Below are 18941 nucleotides of genomic sequence, written 5' to 3'. Positions count from 1 at the left end.
CACATAAGCACAAGTCAATTGTATGAATGATAAGCTCTCCAATTACAAACAGCAAGTTAAGACCTTTATACGCCAGCAGCCAAGTTGGTGGATGCAGTATTTTAATCGCTGTATAGATGATCAAATAACGGTTAATGCCGGCTATTTAGCCTATGTTACGTTACTTTCTTTGATACCGCTTATTGCAGTGGGTGTTGCTATATTTTCGGCTTTTCCAGGTTTTGAATCCACTCGTATGGAGATTGAGAGCTTTTTGTTTACTAACTTTGTGCCTACTTCTACCGATGTTATTAGAGAGCATATTAGCTCTTTTGCCGGTAACGCAAACCAAATGACCGCAGTAGGTATTGGTTTTTTAGCTGCAATTGCATTGTTGCTAATACGTAATGTGGATGCCACGCTAAACCGCATTTGGCGAATAAAGAAAAAGCGCCCGATGATGATTTCCTTTGCAGTATATTGGATGGTTTTGAGCTTAGGGCCTATGTTACTTGGTGCCAGCATTGGTGTTACCTCTTATATTGTATCTTTGGTATCGTTTGCTGATCAGGGTATTCCTGGGTTTAGCGGGTTTTTGTTAAAGCTATTGCCGTATGGTATTTCGATGGTGGGCTTTATTATGCTCTACACCTTAGTGCCTAATACGCGCGTATCGTTTAAAGCGGCGATACCGGGAGCATTATTTGCGGCACTTTTGTTTGAGCTAACTAAAAAAGGGTTTGCACTTTATATTAGCCATTTTCCTTCGTACGAAGTGATTTACGGCGCAGTGGCGACGATTCCTATTTTGTTTGTTTGGGTGTATTTATCGTGGGTTGTTGTTTTGCTTGGCGCTGAATTTACAGCATGTATTAGCCCAGATGAAATACCAGAAACACCAGAGATTGAGTTTGAAGATGACAAGCCAACAGTAAAGGACACAGTTTAAATGCAAGGGTTAATACAGCGCGTAAAGCATGCCAAGGTAGAAATTAATAATCAAGTTGTAGGCGAAATTAGCCAAGGTATATTGTTGTTGCTGGGTGTTGAAAAACACGACGATACGCAAACGGCCGATAAGCTTTTACACAAAGTAAGTAACTATCGTATTTTTACTGACGAAAAGGACAAAATGAACTTAAGCCTCAAAGATATTAAAGGTGAGTTGCTGGTGGTTTCGCAATTTACCTTAGCGGCTGATACTAAAAAGGGTATGCGCCCTAGTTTTTCATCTGCGGCAACGCCAAGCCAAGCTAATGAGCTTTACGAGTACTTTGTTGCTCAAGCTAAAGAGTTGGGGCTTACAATAGCCACCGGTGAGTTTGGTGCCGATATGCAAGTAAGCTTGTGTAACGATGGACCCGTTACGTTTAACTTATCTGTTTAAGTTTTTTGGTTACCACGACAATATGATTCACGTAGCCCGTAATTTTTTGCGGGCTGACTGTACAGCCAAACACATCGAGTAATAGCTGCTTAAGTTGCTTTAATTGCGACTCATGTTGCGATAAAAAATTAATAAATAGCACACCGTTGTTATTTAAAGCCAAGTAGATTTTTTTATAAAATGCCTCTTCAAATAAAAATCGAGGTGCGTCTATTTGGCTAAATAAATCTAAGATAATCCAGTCAATATTTTGCGCACTTTTTAAAACCTGTTGTGCATCGGCGCATAGTAATTGATCATTTTTATTTGATGAAAAAAATTGAGTGTAGCAATCAATAATATCAGCGTTTTTTTCAACGGATGTTATGTGTGCTTTGGGGTATTTGTGTTGTAAATAATTACGAATAGCACCGCCGCCAAGGCCAAGTTCTAGCACCTTTTTTGGCGCGCTAAGAGCTTGCCAGTGCTTACCTAAGCACAATAAATGTGGAAAAAGTAATAAACTCGGGTTATTTAAATCAATAACAGATTGGAGTGTGTCGTTAATGAGTAACCAGCGCAACTGCTCATGACCACGTATCTGAATGTGATCGCCACTGCATTTATGCCAATAGATTAACTGACCAATGCTGTGGCTATTCTCAATAAACTGATCGCTTAGCAAGCCCGTCAGCGAATTTATATAATTGATTTTTTCTATCATATTCTCAGCATAAACTAGCACCGTTAAATGGCAATGCCTTGTGTTATTAATTTTTAGATATTTTATGGCCATCACCAAAGTCGTATTTGCAGTTTTTTAAAGATGGAGTATGGTATTTACAATAAAAATACCAAGCGATTTAATTATTTGAGCTTTCTAGCTTGTAGATAATCAATATGATTAGTATAGCGCCGTAGCCTTTTTGATTTTTATTTACGGCTTATATAACAACAGGAGTATGTATGTTTCAGGTAAGCACCCCACAAAGTAGCGAAGATTGGCAAGCGTATTACCAATTGCGCTGGCAGGTATTACGCGCGCCTTGGGGCGAGCCGCGTGGCTCTGAGCAAGATGATATGGAGCAAGATTCTGAGCATCGCTTTATAAAAAATAAAGAAGGTGAAGTGCTAGGCGTAGCACGTTTGCACTTTAACAATCATGAACAGGCACAAGTGCGTTACATGGCCGTTGCTGAAGGGAATCGTAATCAACATATTGGTAGTCGTTTATTACATGAGCTTGAAAAAATAGCATGGACGCAAAATGCTGATGAACTGGTTTTATTTGCTCGCGAACGTGCGCTTGAGTTTTATAAACGCCACGGTTACGAACTAAAAGAAAAAGCGCACTTAGCGTATGGCGATGTACAACACTTTAAAATGGTAAAGCAAAAACCGTGTGAGCCAGGCTGGTTTCGCCATCCTAATTGGACGCAAGTGCTACAAAATACGTGGCGTGAGTCTATTCCAATTAGTGATGCGATGGGTATTAAGGTAGAAAGCTACACCGATTGGCAATTTACAACCAGCGCCGACCTAGACGCTAACTTAAACCTACATAACACCATGTTTGCAGGTTCTATTTATAGCTTGGCCACGCTAACAGGTTGGGGTGCTACGTACTTAGCACTTAAAGAAGCCGGGCTTGAAGGTAATATTGTATTAGCCGATGCTAACATTAAGTATTTAAAACCACTTAATACCGATCCTCGTGGCTGTGTAGATTTGCAAGCCTGCAAAGGTAAGTTGAGCGATTTAGAAACCGAAGGTAAAGCAAGCTATGTTGTGCCTGTTACTATTTATGATGGTGATAATATAGTTGCGGAGTTTGAAGGGCAGTTTGTAGTAAAAAAATAACTGTTTAGTTGTTCAAAACACTAAAAAGCCAAGCAATGCTTGGCTTTTTAATGCGTAAAACTTAGGGAAGTATTACAGCAGATCGGTTAATAATATACCTACACCAATACGTTCTATATCGGCATTATAATCAATTAAACTTTCCCCATAACCGTTAAAGTATTGTGCATAACCACGAACTCGGCCCCATAATGGAAATGACCAGTCAAGCTGAATGGCACCACGATTGTCTGAATTTAAGTTATTACGCGACATAAAGCTAAATTCATGATCGTTAAGACGGTATGCACCGCTAAATTCAAAATAGCCCATGTATTTGTATATGTCTGGATTATCGTCGCCTTTAGCTTCTAAAACGTTGTCTTTTTCGTCCTCGGCTATGCGATACCAAGGTTTAAAACTAAAAACAAACCCTTCATTTTCCCAAATGAAATCAGCGTAAATACGGTTCCATGAGCGTGAGTTGGGCTGGCTACGACCATTTGACTGATGTGAAATACCTAAAACAATTGCCATTTCATCGCCCCAAAGTACATTTTCTGGGTCGAGGTAGTTTATCCAAAAAACTTCAGGTTCGTAGTTCGTTTCACGAAATGGTGAGGAGATTTCTGAATTATATATTTGCCAATATGATTGCAGCGTAAAACCAAAAAATAATGCTTGGTCTTCATCTGAAAAATCATCGTACAAAGGTACTTTAATGGAAAGTTGGTACTTTGCCTCTAAGTTATCGAGCGGTTCGCCATCATTATCATCAGTTAATTCGTCGAAGCCATCGAAAGGGCGATCATTGGGATGGGATACGTACGAAAGTGGTAAAATATAATTACGTTTATGTGGCGTAATAACATTACGATTTTTTTACCCACTTCTTCACGTGCTTGGCGTTTATCAAGCGCGGTAAGTTGTTTGTTTTCTTCAAGAGCCGAACATTTCTTACGAAGATCGTCTAGAGTTTGTTTACCGTCTCCACCAATAACTTCGTTTAAAATACACTGTTTTACAAGGTTTATTTCGTTGTCTTGCTCGTTTGTAGCAACCTCTTCTTGTGCTAAGGTAGCTGTACTTATTAAGGCAGAAAGTGTGATCCAGTGGCGCCAGCTCATTGTAGTTCCTTTGTGAGTTTAAGTTATTGTATGCGTTAATTTAATTATAACGTCTTTTTACATATGTAACGGTGAACTTTTACTGAATTTTTTCTTATACTTCGTATTATACGTATTTGAGATAAACACAGATCAAAAGAAAAGCGGCCTGGGCCGCTTTCTAATGCAAATTAACTACTTTAGTTAATTTATACCAATTTTATTAAAAACATGATCATTCTAGCGTATTAAATAACTCACTAACTACGTTAAAAATTATTTATATAGAACAACTATGTACCATAATTTTAGCCTTGTTATTAAGCTATTTCCTTATCGCTATAATAGATCACTAATTTAATGCAATTGGTATTACTCTCACGCAATGAGAAGGGTGAGCTAAAGCTCAAATATGTTAGTAAAAAACTTATAAAGTTCGGTACCTTGGTTAACACTCGCTGAGGCAAAGTGCAAAATAGCAATTGCATCGCAATCAAGAGTGAGTGTTTGCAGTGGCTGCTCGCTTAAGTAGCGCTCCATGCGTAAAATATGTGCAATAGGCTCACCGGCTTTAATGTGCCCGCCAAGTGGGGCTATGTATTCAACCATACCGCCAATAGGGGCGTAATAAGCAAAGTAGTCATCTAAATTACATGCATAGCGAGTGATGTTAGCTGGCGTATGCGGTGCGTTTTGTAATACGCCTTTGTGATTTAAGTAACTTAAAATGCTGTTTGCATCGTTTAGTGCTTCTTTTAAGTCTATTTTTTCTTGGCTGCCTAGCTCTACCGTAAATGCTTCTACAGATATTGATAATTCACGACCTTGCTCGCTAAGTGCATCACTTAAATGCCACCATGGGCAAAAGTTAGCTTCATCCATAGCACCGTCAAAATCACTGGGGATAAGCAGTACATGTTCAATATTAAAGTAACGTGCGCTGTCGGTTGCATAGGTTGGGCAGTACAAATGCTTGCTGGAAATAGGACCAGTGTGTAAATCGAGTACTATATCAGCCTGATGAGCGAGTTTTTGTAAGTTAAGCGCAATGCGTTTACCGGTATTGAGTAAATAAGCAGGGCCGTTAAGTTTGCTGTCTACTTCGTCAATAAGCGCCTGTTTGAAGTTACTTTTTAATGTAGCGTTGTCATACTGAGTATGATTTTGCGCAAACTGTGTCACTAAATTTTTATTGTAATGATACATGCGATTCCAATTAGTGCCCGTAATCGGATCGAACCTGCCAAGGGTAAACTCGCCAGATTTTTGATTACAACCAATCGGATTTGCATAAGGTACAAGGGTAATATCGCCATTAAGATTAAGGTGTTTTAATTGCTCAAGCAGCTGAAAAATAACTGCGTTACCTTGCACTTCAGCGCCATGCATATTGGCCTGAATGTAAACACTAGGCCCTGTACCATCGCCTTTTAAACGATACACAGGAATTGTAAGCGGTAAGCCGTTTGCAACTTCCCCTACTACAATGTTCTCTTGGCTGATGTGTGTTGTATTACTCATGCTTATTACCTTAAATAGTGGCTGGCATTTTCGGCTTGGCGAACGCAGGTAAGTGTACCGTTTTGCAATGTGTACTCGCCAGCTAGCTCATGGCATAAAAAATACGGCATACTTTCGGTAAAGCCGTAAGCACCGCATTGGCTAAACACTAGCCAGTCGTGCTCATTTAAATCGCTTGGCAGGTTATGTTCACCTAGGCAATCAAGCGCTGTACAAAGCGGGCCGTATAAAGTGACCGCTTGAGTTTTAGCACTGGATTCACGCAGTAATGCAGCAGGAAAATCTTGACTGGTAACAGCAGGGCGTAATAAGTGATTAATACCGCCGCTTAAAATTACTTGTTCTTGATTATAGTTTTGTTTGCGCTCTACTACTGGGTTTGCGTAATGACCGCATTCGCCCACGGCATAGCGACCAAGTTCCATCCATAATTCTTCTACACCCGCATCATTTTTAATTTTAGCGAGCGCAGCAATTAAGTCATCCCAATCAAGCGTTGCTTCATTTTGTGTATAAGGAATTCCTAAGCCGCCGCCTAAATCGAGAATTTTAAGGCTAATATTTAAATCGCTGGCAAGTTGACTAAGTGGTGCAATCATTTGTGACCACAAGTCGCTTAGCTTTTGCGTGCTAAGCATGTTGCCCCACTGAAAAATATGCAGGCCGTCAAACTTAAGTGCAGGGTAGTCAGCTACATTGAGTGCTTGCCACTCATCACAACCCATACCAAACGGCGTAAGGCTATCGCCGCCCAGAGGGTTTTTTCACCTTCAGGCCAACGTAATTGCACACGCAGTAATACTTGTAACTGCGTGTTTTGTAATTGTGCTTGTTGGTTTAACCAACGTACTTGATTGAGGCTTTCTGCTACGAATATACGCACGCCGCGCTCAATAAAGTGTTTTATTTGTTTAGGGCTTTTTGCAGGCCCTGTGTTGAGCACGCGCTGTGAGCTAATACCTTGTGCGAGTACTTGCTCAAGCTCACCTTTACTTGCTACGTCAAAATTAAAGCCAGCGCTGTCTAAGCTTTGAATTATTTTAGACAGTGGATTTGCTTTTACCGCGTACCATAGTTTTACATCGGTTTGCGCCACTAAACGCGCAAGATGCGTGTTTAGTTGATCTAGGTCGTAAACAAAAAAGGTGTATCAAGTTGTTGTGTAATAGTATTTACAGCGGTTTTGATAGGCGTGCTCAAAAAGCTCATTATCGTAAAACCTCTTCAAGCAATAACGATGCATCGCTTTTCTCGTCGCGGTATTTAACTATTAACGCACACGACATGCTTAAGCCTTGCTTGCTCGCCCATTCGTTTGACGCAGGGCGAGAGCCCGGTATTACAATCGCGTACTCTGGGATTGGCTCGCCTTTATCAAGTTGGCGCTCGTTTACGCAATCGTATACTGGAATAGTTGCTGATAAACGCACGCCAGGGGCAAGTACTGCGCCTTTTTTAATGACTACGCCTTCAACAATAATACAGCCTGCACCAATAAATGCGTCATCTTCAACCACTACTGGGCTTGCACCAATTGGCTCAAGTACACCACCAAGCTGAACTGCAGCACTTAAATGTACGTTTTTACCTACTTGTGCACACGAGCCAACTAATGCGTGGCTATCTACCATTGTGCCTTCGTCGATATATGCACCAATGTTTACATACGCTGGTGGCATAATAATCGTGCCTTTAGCCACATAAGCACCACGGCGAACACTTGAGCCACCCGGCACCATTCGCACGCCATCTTCAGTGCTAAACTCTTGCGGAGCTAAGTTATGTTTATCAACAAAACCACCTGCAAACTCAGTATTAGTGCCATTTTTAAAGGCTTCTAAAATACCTTTTTTTACTTCTATGTTAGCTTGCCATTGGCCGCTTTCGTTTTGTGATGCTGCGCGTACAGCGCCCGATTCTAAATTACTTAATAGTTCTAACCAGCTCATTATAAAAACCTGTATTTAATGCCAAGATAAAATGGTGTTGTTTGCAGTTGTGATGCAATCGGTTTGAGTTAACTCAAGGTGTGTTAAAGGTGGACGAAGTTGCGGGCTGCTTAAGCGACCTTGCAAATGCATCAGTACCTTTACGGGAATAGGGTTTGCGACAGCAAATAGGCTATTAATAGCGCTTGACCACTGGGCAAATAAATTAGGGTGTTGACCACTTAAACTGCGTTTAACAAACTCGTGAGTTTGTTCAGGCCATGCGTTTGCAGCTACCGACACTAATCCTTTTGCACCGGCTTGTGCAAAATAAGGCATTAGCGCATCGTCGCCACTAAAAATAGCTAAATTAGGGGCCGCTTGGCGGTAAGCTTCAAACTGAGCAATACTGCCGCTCGCTTCTTTTAACGCCCATAAATTTTTATTGTTTTTTAAGTTTTTAATAGTTGCCGCTGGGATGCTAACAGCACTTCGTCCCGGTACGTTATAAAGCATACACGGGTGATCGCTTGCATTAAGTAGGCTTTCAAACCAATGAGTTTGACCTATAGCGCCGGGCTTTGCATAAAGCGGTGAACCAAGTAAAAAGCTATGAATTGGCAATGTATTACAGTAGTTAACCCACTCAATTTGTTGTTTTAAGTTACTACCGCCAACAGCTACCATGAGTGGTACTGCTGGTTTTAGCTGGCATACGTGTTCAACAATGGCTTGTTGCTCTTTTTGCGTTAGCGCCAAGCCTTCGCCTGTACTGCCAAGTAGTAAAATACCGTTATGTGCCGCTTCTTGCTCGCTAACCAGTTTAGTTAACGTGTTGTAGTCAACATCGCCGTGTTGATCAAATGGCGTTACGAGCGCGGTCCACAATGAGTAGTCGTTTAAATTGAAGTTGTTGATCATCTCTCACGAACTTATAATTTGTACCAACTTTATTAAAAACGTGATCATTTTAGCGATAACTAATTTAATGCAATTGATATTATTCGAAGAGTTAAAAAGCTTTATGGAAGGAGCCGCATTAACGTCGTTCGAACTAATAATTCGAAGAGCGAATGGGCTTAAAATAATAGGGCGCACGGCCTTAATATTTAAGACCAGAAGCTCTCCACCAAACTAATAAGCTGCTTTTTATAAGCAGCTATTGGTGACAGTCGCTAGGGTTCAACCTAGTCGCCCGAAATAAACACCTCGCAAAAGTGGTTACTTCTCGGCGTTAATTCCCCTCACGTATGCTCACTGGAGTTTGCGCTCCTAACATACGCTACCTGAATAACGCACCTCTTCTAGCCCTTTGCACCTGTTTGTAGAGTAAAACTTACAAACCTGAGCAATTTAAATAGGGTAATTACGGCGATTAAAGCATTTTAGCCGTCTGGGTGTCAAGCGACTAAATGCATATTCATTCATCCATAATGGGAGTGGTTACGTATTGGGTGCTTTTCTCGTACACTAGCAATATAAGTAGTGAGGTATTTAATTAGTATGGAAAAATTTAGCGATATTTATAAGCGAGCTGTAGAGCGAAAAGGCTCCGAAAAAATGCTGAAGTTATTACTTGCAAAACCGTTATCTAAAAAACAACTAAGCACGTTAAGTGACGACGATTGGCTTGAAGAATTTACTCGAAAAGTATTTCAAAGCGGTTTTTATTGGTCAGTCATTAATAATAAGTGGCCGGGCTTTAGAGAGGTTTTTTGGGATTTTAGCGTTGATAAGTTATTAATGATGCCACCCGATATGCTGGAACAAAAAGCTACTGATGAGCGTATTGTTCGTAACTATAAAAAAGTAAAAACAATTACCGAAAATGCTTACATGATCCACGAGATAGCAGGGGAACATGGCAGTTTTAGCCAGTTTATCGCTAATTGGCCAACAGACGATATTATTGGTTTATGGGCGTATTTAAAAAAGCATGGTTCGCGTTTAGGCGGAAATACTGGCCCTTATGCATTGCGAGCACTTGGTAAAGATACTTTTTTATTATCACGCGATGTAGAGAATTACTTACGTGCCCATAAAATTATAGACGGCGGCTTACAAACTAAAAAATCACTGAGTGCAGCCCAGGCCTTTTTTAACGAAATGCAAAAGCAAAGTGGCTTAAGTATGCAAGAGTTGAGCTTAATTGTTGCTTATGGCGTAGGTGACAACCGTGTTGGTATAAGTCAGCAACAATAGGAATTACCATGAAATTAGTGCCAAGATACACAGACATTGCGGAAAACTTCGCGATTGAAGATTTCCCTGCAAGTGTCGCCTCTCCTCAGTTATTGCTGTGGAACGAGAGCTTAGCAAAAGAGTTTAATATTAACGTTGCGGCTGATTTGCGTGCCAGCACTTTTAGCGGTAACGAAAAGCAGGCGATTCCTGCAGTAGCGCTTGGTTATTCTGGGCACCAATTTGGACATTTTTCACCACGTTTAGGCGATGGGCGAGCGCATTTACTGGGCGCTATTAATGATGATAAAAACCAGTTGTGGGATATTCAATTAAAAGGCTCTGGTGTTACTCCTTACTCAAGAGGGGAGATGGACGTTGTGCACTTGGTCCTGCTATTCGTGAATACGTAATGAGTGAGGCAATGCATGCGCTGGGAGTTAAAACCACACGCTGCTTAGCGGTTGTTGGCAGTGGCGAAACGGTTTACCGTAATCCGCTACAAGCAGGGGCTATCGTTACTCGCGTAGCAACGAGCCATATTCGTGTTGGTTCATTTCAATATTTAGCGACGCAAGGCGATGTTGAAGGGCTTAAAAATTTAGCCGATTTAGCTATAGAGCGACACTACCCAGAAATAACCGATACAGGTTCGCAGCGCTATTTAGCCTTTTTAGGCGCTGTGATTAAAAACCAAGTTAAGCTAATTGTGAGCTGGATGCGTGTTGGTTTTATTCACGGAGTAATGAATACAGATAATACGCTAGTAAGCGGAGAAACCATTGATTACGGCCCATGTGCCATGATGAACAGTTTTGATTTTGATACTGTATTTAGTTCTATTGATAAACAAGGTCGGTATGCATTTGGTAACCAGCCGAATATGGCTAACTGGAACTGTGCCCGTTTAGCTGAAAGTCTTATACCACTAATTCATGACGATGATGAGCAAGCTGTTTCGCTAATGACGCCACATATAAATAGCTTTGCTGAACAGTTTAATACTGAATTTACGGTTATGTGGGCAAAAAAGTTGGGCTTAGTCGGTATTGATGAAAGCGATACAAAATTAGTTGCAGAATTGTTAACATTATTAAAAGATCATAAATTCGATTACACCAATACCTTTGATGCATTAACCGAGTCGTTAAAACAGGAAGCGCTTATTCCTGAAGCATTAGCGCAATGGGCATGTAAATGGCAAAGCCGGGTTGATGGAAATAGTTATACAGTAATGCGAAAAGCGAACCCTCGAGTAATACCACGCAATCACATCATTGAATCAATTATTACTGACTACAGCGAAATGGGGTCAAGTGCGCTATTAAGTGATTTTTTAAAAGTACTGAGCAATCCTTATAATGAAGTGAATAAGCTTGTCGATTTTCAGACGCCTCCTAAAAGTGATCAGGGGTATCGTACTTTTTGCGGTACTTAACTATTAATTTTAGATGTAAGTTTATGATTATAAATATTCATTTTTCATTTTTAGAAGTGTTCATTGATTGAGCAAAATAAATTCAAGTGTTATCATCCATTTTATAAGGATAAGTAAGTTTTGCTGTGTATAAAAGTGCATTTAACTGAATTGTTCCTGTTTTTATCGCAGGCTATCGATTTATAAAAAAACCACAACTATAAATTATTTGCAGAGTAGGTAATATTTTTAATTTCACCTACAATGGGTGGTTGGATGTCGTTATAGTTAATTAAAAAATTTATAAACTTTATTATTCGTTAAGTATTGATTAACAAAGGTTCGGTTAGTCTGTATAAAACAGATTGAGCTAGTATTGATTAGCTACAATTTTTAATTGTTAAAATGGGAAGAAAACAATGAAATTAAAATCACTTACAATCGCAATTGCGTTAGCTGCAACTAGCGTATCTACATTTGCTGCAGATAAAGAAGAAGGTTTCTACATTGGCGCATTTGGTGACTACTATGACGCATCTTGGAAAAACATGCGTGCTCAAGCTGGTCTTGATGTAAATGAATCAACTGGTTGGGGTGTTGAAGCTGGTTACCGTTTCAGTGATTACTGGAGCGCACGCCTAGAATATGCAGACATGGATTTTAATGCTTTTGATAAAGTTGCTGGCAACCGCAACAGTATTGATGGCGAGCGTTACGGTATTGATGCTCTTTATCATTTAAATGGCGGTCCTTTCTACGGTCTTTTCGGTATTAAAGAAATGGACGTAGTAGATGACAACACATTCTTAAATGCAGGTGTTGGTTACCAACATTTCATTACAGATGGTTTATTTGTAAATGCTGAAACAGCTGTATACCAAGGTCTTGACCGTGGTTACACAGATGTAGGCGCTAAAATTGGTATTAACTACTTATTTGGCCAAAACTCAGCACCAGTTGAGCCAGTAAAACCAGCTCCAGAAGTAGTTGAAGTTGCAGTCGCGCCTTCAGACAGCGACAATGATAATATTTTAGATGCTGACGATAGATGTCCAAACACGCCAATGACTGACGCAGTTGATGGCACTGGTTGTACTTTATATGAAGATAAAGAAGTAACTGTAAGCTTATTAGTGACTTTCCCTAATAATACATCAGCAGTATCTACTCAGTACTTAAATGATATCGAAAAAGTATCTGAGTTCTTAAAAGAGTACCCAGGTACAACAGTGCTTTTAGAAGGTCACACTTCAGCTGTAGGTAAAGCAACTTACAATAAATGGTTATCTAAAAAGCGTGCTGATGCTGTAGCTAAGCAACTTGTTGCTGATGGTATTGCTCAAGATCGCATTACTACAGTTGGTTTAGGTGAAGAGCGTCTTAAAAATGATGCAAACACTAAAGCTGCAAACGCAGAAAACCGTCGTGTAGAAGCGCATATCAAAACTATCAAAAACGTTAAAGTTTTACGTTAATTAAATAGTTTGTAATAGAAACCCAGCCAAGAGCTGGGTTTTTTTATGTCTGTAATAAATTAATATTGGTTAATGGTAATGATTATTACTTAACAAGTATTCATGGGAATAGTTTTTACTACAACCACTATTCATAGTATTTATAATCGGTATAATCAGTTGCGTAACTGGATGGATTTTCATCTATCTATAAAAGCTTTATAATTACGCGTTAGAATACTATAAGTATTGGGTAACTTATTTGCGCTTGAAGCGCTACCGGATACTTTCACGTCACCAAGAGGGCAATATTGTGCTACAAGAATATCGTAAACACGTAGAAGAACGTGCCGCGTTAGGTATCGTACCAGCGCCATTAGATGCTCAGCAAACTGCTGATCTTATTGAATTAATCAAAAATCCACCTGCAGGTGAAGAAGAGTTCATCTTAGATTTGTTTGTTCAGCGTATACCAGCGGGTGTTGACGATGCTGCTTATATCAAAGCGGGATTTTTAGCAGCTATAGCTAAAGGTGAAACTAATTCTCCACTTGTTTCTAAAGAAAAAGCGGCGGAATTGTTAGGTACAATGTTGGGTGGTTACAATATCGCACCTATGATTGACCTACTTGATGACGAAACACTTGCACCAATCGTAGTTAAAGGCCTTTCAAATACATTACTTATGTTTGATGCGTTCTACGATGTTGAAGAAAAAGCAAAAGCGGGTAACACATTCGCTAAGCAAATTATTGAGTCTTGGGCAAATGCGCAGTGGTTTACTAATAAGCCAGCTGTTGCTGAAAAGATCTCAGTTACTGTATTTAAAGTAACTGGCGAAACAAATACGGATGATTTATCACCAGCACCAGATGCATGGTCTCGTCCAGATATCCCACTACATGCTTTAGCAATGCTAAAAATTGAACGTGATGGAATTACACCAGACAAGCCAGGCGAAGTAGGTCCAATCTCTCAGCTTGAAGAATTAAAAACTAAAGGCTTACCACTTGCATATGTAGGTGATGTTGTTGGTACTGGTTCTTCTCGTAAGTCTGCAACTAACTCTGTACTTTGGTTTATGGGCGATGATATCCCGTTCGTACCAAACAAGCGTGTTGGCGGTGTATGTCTAGGTAATAAAATTGCTCCAATCTTCTTCAACACAATGGAAGATTCAGGTGCATTACCAATCGAATTAAATGTTGATGAGCTTAACATGGGTGAGCAAATCGACATTTACCCGTACGAAGGTGTTGTTAAGCAACATGGTACAGATAAAGTAATCTCTACTTTTGAGCTTAAATCTGATGTAATTTTAGACGAAGTTCGTGCTGGTGGTCGTATCCCACTAATCATTGGTCGTGGTTTAACTGATAAAGCACGTACATCACTTGGTCTAGCTCCAACTGACGTATTTAAAGTACCAACAGCAACAGAAGTATCTGACAAAGGCTTCACACTAGCGCAAAAAATGGTTGGTAAAGCATGTAACGTTGCAGGTATTCGCCCAGGTCAATACTGTGAGCCTAAAATGACAACTGTTGGTTCGCAAGATACAACAGGTCCTATGACACGTGATGAACTTAAAGATCTAGCTTGTTTAGGTTTTTCTGCAGATTTAACCATGCAGTCTTTCTGTCATACATCAGCTTATCCTAAACCTATCGATGTAAACACTCACCATACGCTTCCTGATTTCATTATGAACCGTGGCGGTGTTTCACTTCGCCCAGGTGATGGTGTAATTCACTCATGGTTAAACCGTATGTTACTACCAGATACTGTAGGTACTGGTGGTGATTCACATACACGTTTTCCACTAGGTATTTCATTCCCAGCAGGCTCGGGTGCAGTTGCATTCGCAGCAGCAACGGGTGTTATGCCACTTGATATGCCAGAATCTATTTTGGTTCGTTTTAAAGGCGAAATGCAACCAGGTATCACTTTACGTGACCTTGTACATGCAATTCCTTACTACGGTATCAAAGCTGGTTTATTAACAGTTGAGAAAAAAGGTAAAATTAACGAATTCTCTGGTCGTGTACTAGAAATTGAAGGCGTTGAACACCTTACTGTTGAGCAAGCATTTGAATTATCAGATGCATCTGCAGAGCGTTCAGCAGCAGGTTGTGCGGTTAAACTTTCTAAAGAATCTATCGCAGAATACCTAGAGTCAAACATTGTTATGCTTAAATGGATGATCTCTGAAGGTTACGGCGATGTACGTACTATTGAGCGCCGTATTACTGCAATGCAAGATTGGTTAGCTAACCCAGAACTAATGGAAGCTGATGCTGATGCAGAGTACAAGCATGTACTTGAAATCGATTTAGCTGAGATTAAAGAACCCGTTCTTTGTGCTCCAAATGACCCAGACGATGCGCGCTTACTATCTGACGTTACTGGCGAGAAAATCGACGAAGTGTTCATCGGTTCTTGTATGACTAACATCGGTCATTTCCGCGCAGCGGGTAAATTACTAGATGGCTTTAAAGGTCAGTTACCAACTCAACTTTGGGTTGCTCCACCAACTAAGATGGATAAAGACCAGCTTACTGAAGAGGGTTACTACGGTATCTTTGGACGTGTTGGTGCACGTATCGAAACACCAGGTTGTTCACTTTGTATGGGTAACCAAGCACGCGTTGCAGACAAAGCAACGGTTGTGTCTACCTCTACACGTAACTTCCCTAACCGTTTAGGTAATGGTGCAAACGTATTCTTAGCATCAGCAGAACTTGCTGCTGTAGCGGCTATCTTAGGTAAATTACCTACTCCAGCTGAGTACCAAGAGTACGCAGCGAAGATCAATGCAACGGCTGCAGATACTTACCGTTACTTGAACTTCCACCGTATGCCTGCTTACACTAAAAAAGCAGACAAGGTTATTATTCAACAAGCTGTATAATTTTTAAAGTTTGTTTAAAAACCCGCTTTGGCGGGTTTTTTATTGACTAAAATAAATATTAGATAGTTCATGCTTCTTTTTTGTATTTTTGTATTAACTCTGGCCTTAAGCTGTTTTTAAGTTGAGTAATAAAGCAAAAAATCCTCTCAATATGCATTAAAATCCTCACCAATATTCTCATTATTTTAGGCGAGATTTTATGACAGCATTAAACAACCAGAATTTACTGCAATTACGTTTTATTAACCAAGTAAATATTGATTTGGTTAAGCCTTCTTTTGATAACCTGCCTGCAAATCCATATGCAGATGGTGCTTTTCGTAAACGTCGTTATTCAGTAGTTAAAATGCAAAATGGTGAAATAAAGTTACAAAAAACCAAAGCATTTGTTCAAGACGATTCAATTAATACTTTTCAGGGTAATGTAGAGCGTACTTACGAAAACCTAGAGCAAAGTTTACTTGAATCAGAGGGTATGAAAAATATCGTCAATGAGTTTCGCCAACTTACCGGTATTAATGAGCAGCGTGATATTGAAATTCATCAGTTCCGCATGCTTGCCATCGATAGCGATACACCTGCAGCGCCAGAAGGCGTTCATCAAGATGGTTTTGACCATGTATGTATATGCGGCGTATCTCACGAGAACTTAGAAGGTGGCGAACTGCTTGTATACGAAAGCAAGCAAGCTGAGCCTTGTTTTAAAATGGAAATAAAAGACGGTATGTTTGCATTAATAAACGACCGTCAAGTGTGGCACAACGCAACACCTATGAACAAAATTGATGCTAGCAAACCAGGTTACCTGGATTGTTTTGTATTAACGTCTTAAGGAAGTTAGGCATGAACATAACGCAATTACGTGAGCAGTTTCCAGCATTAATGCAAAACGTTGATGGTAAATCGCCAATATTTTTAGACGGACCAGGCGGCTCGCAGGTACCAACATCGGTGCTTACTGCAATGACTGCTTATTTAGGTCATTATAATTCGAACTTAGGTGGCGCGTTTTTTTCAAGTGATAAAACGGTTGAGTTGATGGCGAATGCGCGCCAAGCCGCCGCTGACTTACTTAATGCACCTAGCTCACAACAAATTGTGTTTGGTCCAAACATGACCAGCCTCACATTTAGCTTTAGCCGTGCAATTTCGCGTGATTGGCAGGCAGGCGATGAAATAATTGTAACTAACGCTGATCACTTCTCGAATGTATCGTCGTGGCAACAAGCCGCAGAAGATAAAGGTGTTGTTGTAAATACTGCGCTTATTAACGAAGCTGATTGCAGCTTAGATATGGCGCAGTTTGAAAGCTTATTAAACAGTAATACTAAGCTTGTTGCGGTAACGTATGCGTCAAATACCACAGGTTCAATTAATAATATTAAACGCATTGTAGAGCTTGCTCACAGCGTAGGCGCACTTGTTTATGTTGATGCCGTACATTACGCACCGCACGAACTTGTTGATGTACAAGCACTTGATTGCGATTTTTTAGCTTGCTCGGCGTATAAGTTTTTTGGTCCGCATTTGGGTATGGTTTACGGTAAAAAAGAGCATTTAGATGGGTTTACACCGTACAAAGTTGAGCCAGCTAAAGACATAGCACCAGGTCGCTGGGAAACCGGCACACAAAGCTTTGAAGCAATGGCTGGTTTTATCGCGGCTGTTGATTACATTGCGGCGATTAGTGAGCTTGATGATAGCCATTCACGCCGCGAAAAGTTAAGCATAGCTTTTGCTAAAACTAAGCAGCACGAAATGGCGCTTAGCGAACACTTTTTAACGCGCTTAGTTAATTATCCACGCATTAATTTGTTTGGTATTGATGATTTTGATCGCCTTAATGAGCGTACACCCACTTTTGCTTTAATTTTTGAAGGACTTGAGCCACGCGCCGTTTCAGAATTTTTAGGCAAACAGCATATTTGTGTGTGGGACGGTAACTTTTACGCGCAAGGTTTGTGTAAGCAGTTAGGTGTACTCGACAAAGGCGGTGTAGTGCGTATTGGTTGTATGCACTACAACACCATTGAAGAGCTAGATCAGTTGTTTAATTTATTTGATGAACTGCTCGGTTAAATAATACTGATTTTGGTGCGCTAACTCTTAGGCGCACCATATATTTGTTCTGCTCGATTAAACAACACCCACGATGTTAAAATATACTTATCGTTTGATATTGGCTTATTGCCTCTATGAGTATGTGTAAAGTAGCCAGGTGCTATTACCATAGTGCCTTTTTTAGGGGCTATTTTACGGTTTTGATAATAAAACTCTGTTTCACCACCTTCTTCTACATCGTTTAAGTAAAACATAAATAGCAACACGCGATGTAATGCTTCATTGTGCTGTAGTTGCGGATAAACTTCACTGTGCCAGTAAGGGTAGCCACCTTTGTTTACTTCGTATTTTTGCGCTTGAATATTGCCAAGTCTAAAAATCTGCTGCACTAAAACGGGGAGTTGCGGCTTTCCTACTTCTTCAAAATTAGCATGAGTTAAATCAACTACTTCCCCCGTTTTTGGATGATATACCTTTAAACCAAACGCCCCAATCATCATAAAAATATGCTCTTCAACATACTTAAAAACATGCTGTGCAGTTGTTTGTTGTATATGTTTTAATTGCTGAGCATATTCGGGGTGATTATTTAAGTGTAGATCGTGGCTGTCTTTTTTCTTTAGATCGACACCGCCCGATGTCACCCCTTGTTTTACATGCGGGCTTTGCGCGAATGTGGTAATAAATTCATCGCAAAAATCATTGCCTAGCGCGTTATCGTATACGCGAATAAAGTCCGTCATGAGTAACCTTTATATAATTATTATTGGATTTTTATGTTTATTGAAAAAGTGATGCCGCGCTTTAGTGAAACTGATGCGCTCGGACACATTAACAATACCGTACTCCCGGTATGGTTTGAAGTTGCACGTGCACCTATTTTTAAGTTTTTTACACCTGACTTAAACCCACATGATTGGAAGTTGATAATTGCCAAAGTTGAAGTGTCGTTTGTAGGCGAATTATTTTATGGCCACGAAGTAACAGTAAAAACCTCTGTAGAGCATATAGGCACTAGCTCTTTTACGCTTAGGCAAGAAGCATGGCAAGATGATAAATGCTGCGCAATAGGTAAGGCCGTTATGGTGAGGTACGATTTTATTGCTAAATCAAAACAAGCGCTTAGCATTGACGAAAATGCGGCGCTTAACGAGCATATTTACCAAAGCAGTTAACCT

The 18941-nt window shown here is 40.1% G+C and carries 14 protein-coding genes, 3 pseudogenes and 1 riboswitch; of the genes and pseudogenes, 10 read left to right on the top strand and 7 right to left on the bottom strand.

The annotated features are described in order from the left end of the window. The first annotated feature begins 22 nt into the window (after positions 1 to 22). Both P4S71_RS07675 and dtd read left to right on the top strand, forming a co-directional pair. Positions 23 to 928 (top strand): virulence factor BrkB family protein, encoded by a 906-nt coding sequence (locus tag P4S71_RS07675; protein WP_008133351.1) that lies wholly within the window; start codon positions 23 to 25, stop codon positions 926 to 928. Then, a complete protein-coding gene (gene dtd, locus P4S71_RS07670; protein ID WP_096793928.1) occupies positions 929 to 1366 on the top strand; it encodes a D-aminoacyl-tRNA deacylase in 438 nt (145 codons plus the stop codon). Here the strand turns inward: dtd and P4S71_RS07665 are convergent. Then, a complete protein-coding gene (locus P4S71_RS07665; RefSeq protein ID WP_096793927.1) occupies positions 1350 to 2069 on the bottom strand; it encodes a spermidine synthase in 720 nt (239 codons plus the stop codon). The genes dtd and P4S71_RS07665 overlap by 17 nt on opposite strands. Before the next feature lie 242 nt (positions 2070 to 2311). Here P4S71_RS07665 and P4S71_RS07660 point away from each other — a divergent pair, with 242 nt between their 5' ends. Continuing rightward, on the top strand, positions 2312 to 3205 hold the full coding sequence (locus tag P4S71_RS07660) for a bifunctional GNAT family N-acetyltransferase/hotdog fold thioesterase (protein WP_337150401.1): 894 nt from the start codon (positions 2312 to 2314) through the stop codon (positions 3203 to 3205). A 72-nt stretch (positions 3206 to 3277) separates the two neighbouring features. Here P4S71_RS07660 and P4S71_RS07655 read toward each other — a convergent pair. From P4S71_RS07655 to dapA, 5 genes and pseudogenes are all read right to left on the bottom strand, one after another. Further along, positions 3278 to 4311, bottom strand: a pseudogene (locus tag P4S71_RS07655) (phospholipase A). A 378-nt stretch (positions 4312 to 4689) separates the two neighbouring features. After that, positions 4690 to 5811: a succinylglutamate desuccinylase/aspartoacylase family protein gene (locus P4S71_RS07650; RefSeq protein ID WP_337150400.1), complete on the bottom strand. Its 1122-nt coding sequence runs from the start codon at positions 5809 to 5811 to the stop codon at positions 4690 to 4692. A gap of 5 nt (positions 5812 to 5816) precedes the next feature. Continuing rightward, positions 5817 to 7020: pseudogene (locus P4S71_RS07645) on the bottom strand (PLP-dependent decarboxylase). Continuing rightward, positions 7020 to 7760, bottom strand: coding sequence for a 2,3,4,5-tetrahydropyridine-2,6-dicarboxylate N-succinyltransferase (locus P4S71_RS07640; protein ID WP_337150399.1), 741 nt, complete (start codon positions 7758 to 7760; stop codon positions 7020 to 7022). Before P4S71_RS07640 ends, P4S71_RS07645 begins: the two are co-directional and overlap by 1 nt. 15 nt (positions 7761 to 7775) lie before the next feature. Continuing rightward, complete coding sequence (gene dapA, locus P4S71_RS07635) at positions 7776 to 8660, bottom strand: 4-hydroxy-tetrahydrodipicolinate synthase (RefSeq protein ID WP_337150398.1); 885 nt, start codon at positions 8658 to 8660, stop codon at positions 7776 to 7778. A gap of 190 nt (positions 8661 to 8850) precedes the next feature. Next, a riboswitch (Lysine riboswitch) is annotated at positions 8851 to 9051 on the bottom strand. A gap of 191 nt (positions 9052 to 9242) precedes the next feature. Here dapA and P4S71_RS07630 point away from each other — a divergent pair. From P4S71_RS07630 to P4S71_RS07605, 6 genes and pseudogenes are all read left to right on the top strand, one after another. Then, positions 9243 to 9941 (top strand): DNA-3-methyladenine glycosylase I, encoded by a 699-nt coding sequence (locus P4S71_RS07630; RefSeq protein ID WP_096793921.1) that lies wholly within the window; start codon positions 9243 to 9245, stop codon positions 9939 to 9941. Positions 9942 to 9949: 8 nt separating this feature from the next. Continuing rightward, a pseudogene (locus tag P4S71_RS07625) lies at positions 9950 to 11358 on the top strand (protein adenylyltransferase SelO). 398 nt (positions 11359 to 11756) lie between these two features. Beyond that, a complete protein-coding gene (locus P4S71_RS07620; protein WP_007376227.1) occupies positions 11757 to 12812 on the top strand; it encodes an OmpA family protein in 1056 nt (351 codons plus the stop codon). A gap of 292 nt (positions 12813 to 13104) precedes the next feature. Continuing rightward, positions 13105 to 15702: a bifunctional aconitate hydratase 2/2-methylisocitrate dehydratase gene (acnB, locus tag P4S71_RS07615; RefSeq protein WP_337150397.1), complete on the top strand. Its 2598-nt coding sequence runs from the start codon at positions 13105 to 13107 to the stop codon at positions 15700 to 15702. A 199-nt stretch (positions 15703 to 15901) separates the two neighbouring features. Beyond that, entirely contained in the window at positions 15902 to 16534 is a 633-nt protein-coding gene (locus P4S71_RS07610; RefSeq protein WP_337150396.1) for a 2OG-Fe dioxygenase family protein, read from the top strand. Positions 16535 to 16545: 11 nt separating this feature from the next. Continuing rightward, positions 16546 to 17781, top strand: coding sequence for a cysteine desulfurase-like protein (locus tag P4S71_RS07605; protein WP_337150395.1), 1236 nt, complete (start codon positions 16546 to 16548; stop codon positions 17779 to 17781). 20 nt (positions 17782 to 17801) lie between these two features. On the opposite strand, the gene P4S71_RS07600 is transcribed toward P4S71_RS07605, so the two are convergent. Continuing rightward, positions 17802 to 18506: a 2OG-Fe(II) oxygenase gene (locus P4S71_RS07600; protein ID WP_337150394.1), complete on the bottom strand. Its 705-nt coding sequence runs from the start codon at positions 18504 to 18506 to the stop codon at positions 17802 to 17804. 33 nt (positions 18507 to 18539) lie between these two features. On the opposite strand from P4S71_RS07600, the gene P4S71_RS07595 reads away from it, so the two are divergent. Continuing rightward, complete coding sequence (locus P4S71_RS07595) at positions 18540 to 18938, top strand: acyl-CoA thioesterase (protein WP_337150393.1); 399 nt, start codon at positions 18540 to 18542, stop codon at positions 18936 to 18938. Positions 18939 to 18941: the final 3 nt, after the last annotated feature.

It is taken from the genome of Pseudoalteromonas sp. B62, assembly GCF_037162565.1.
GTDB lineage: Bacteria > Pseudomonadota > Gammaproteobacteria > Enterobacterales > Alteromonadaceae > Pseudoalteromonas > Pseudoalteromonas fuliginea.
The sequence above is the reverse complement of the archived record's forward strand: the minus strand, read 5'-3'. Positions and strand labels throughout refer to the sequence as shown.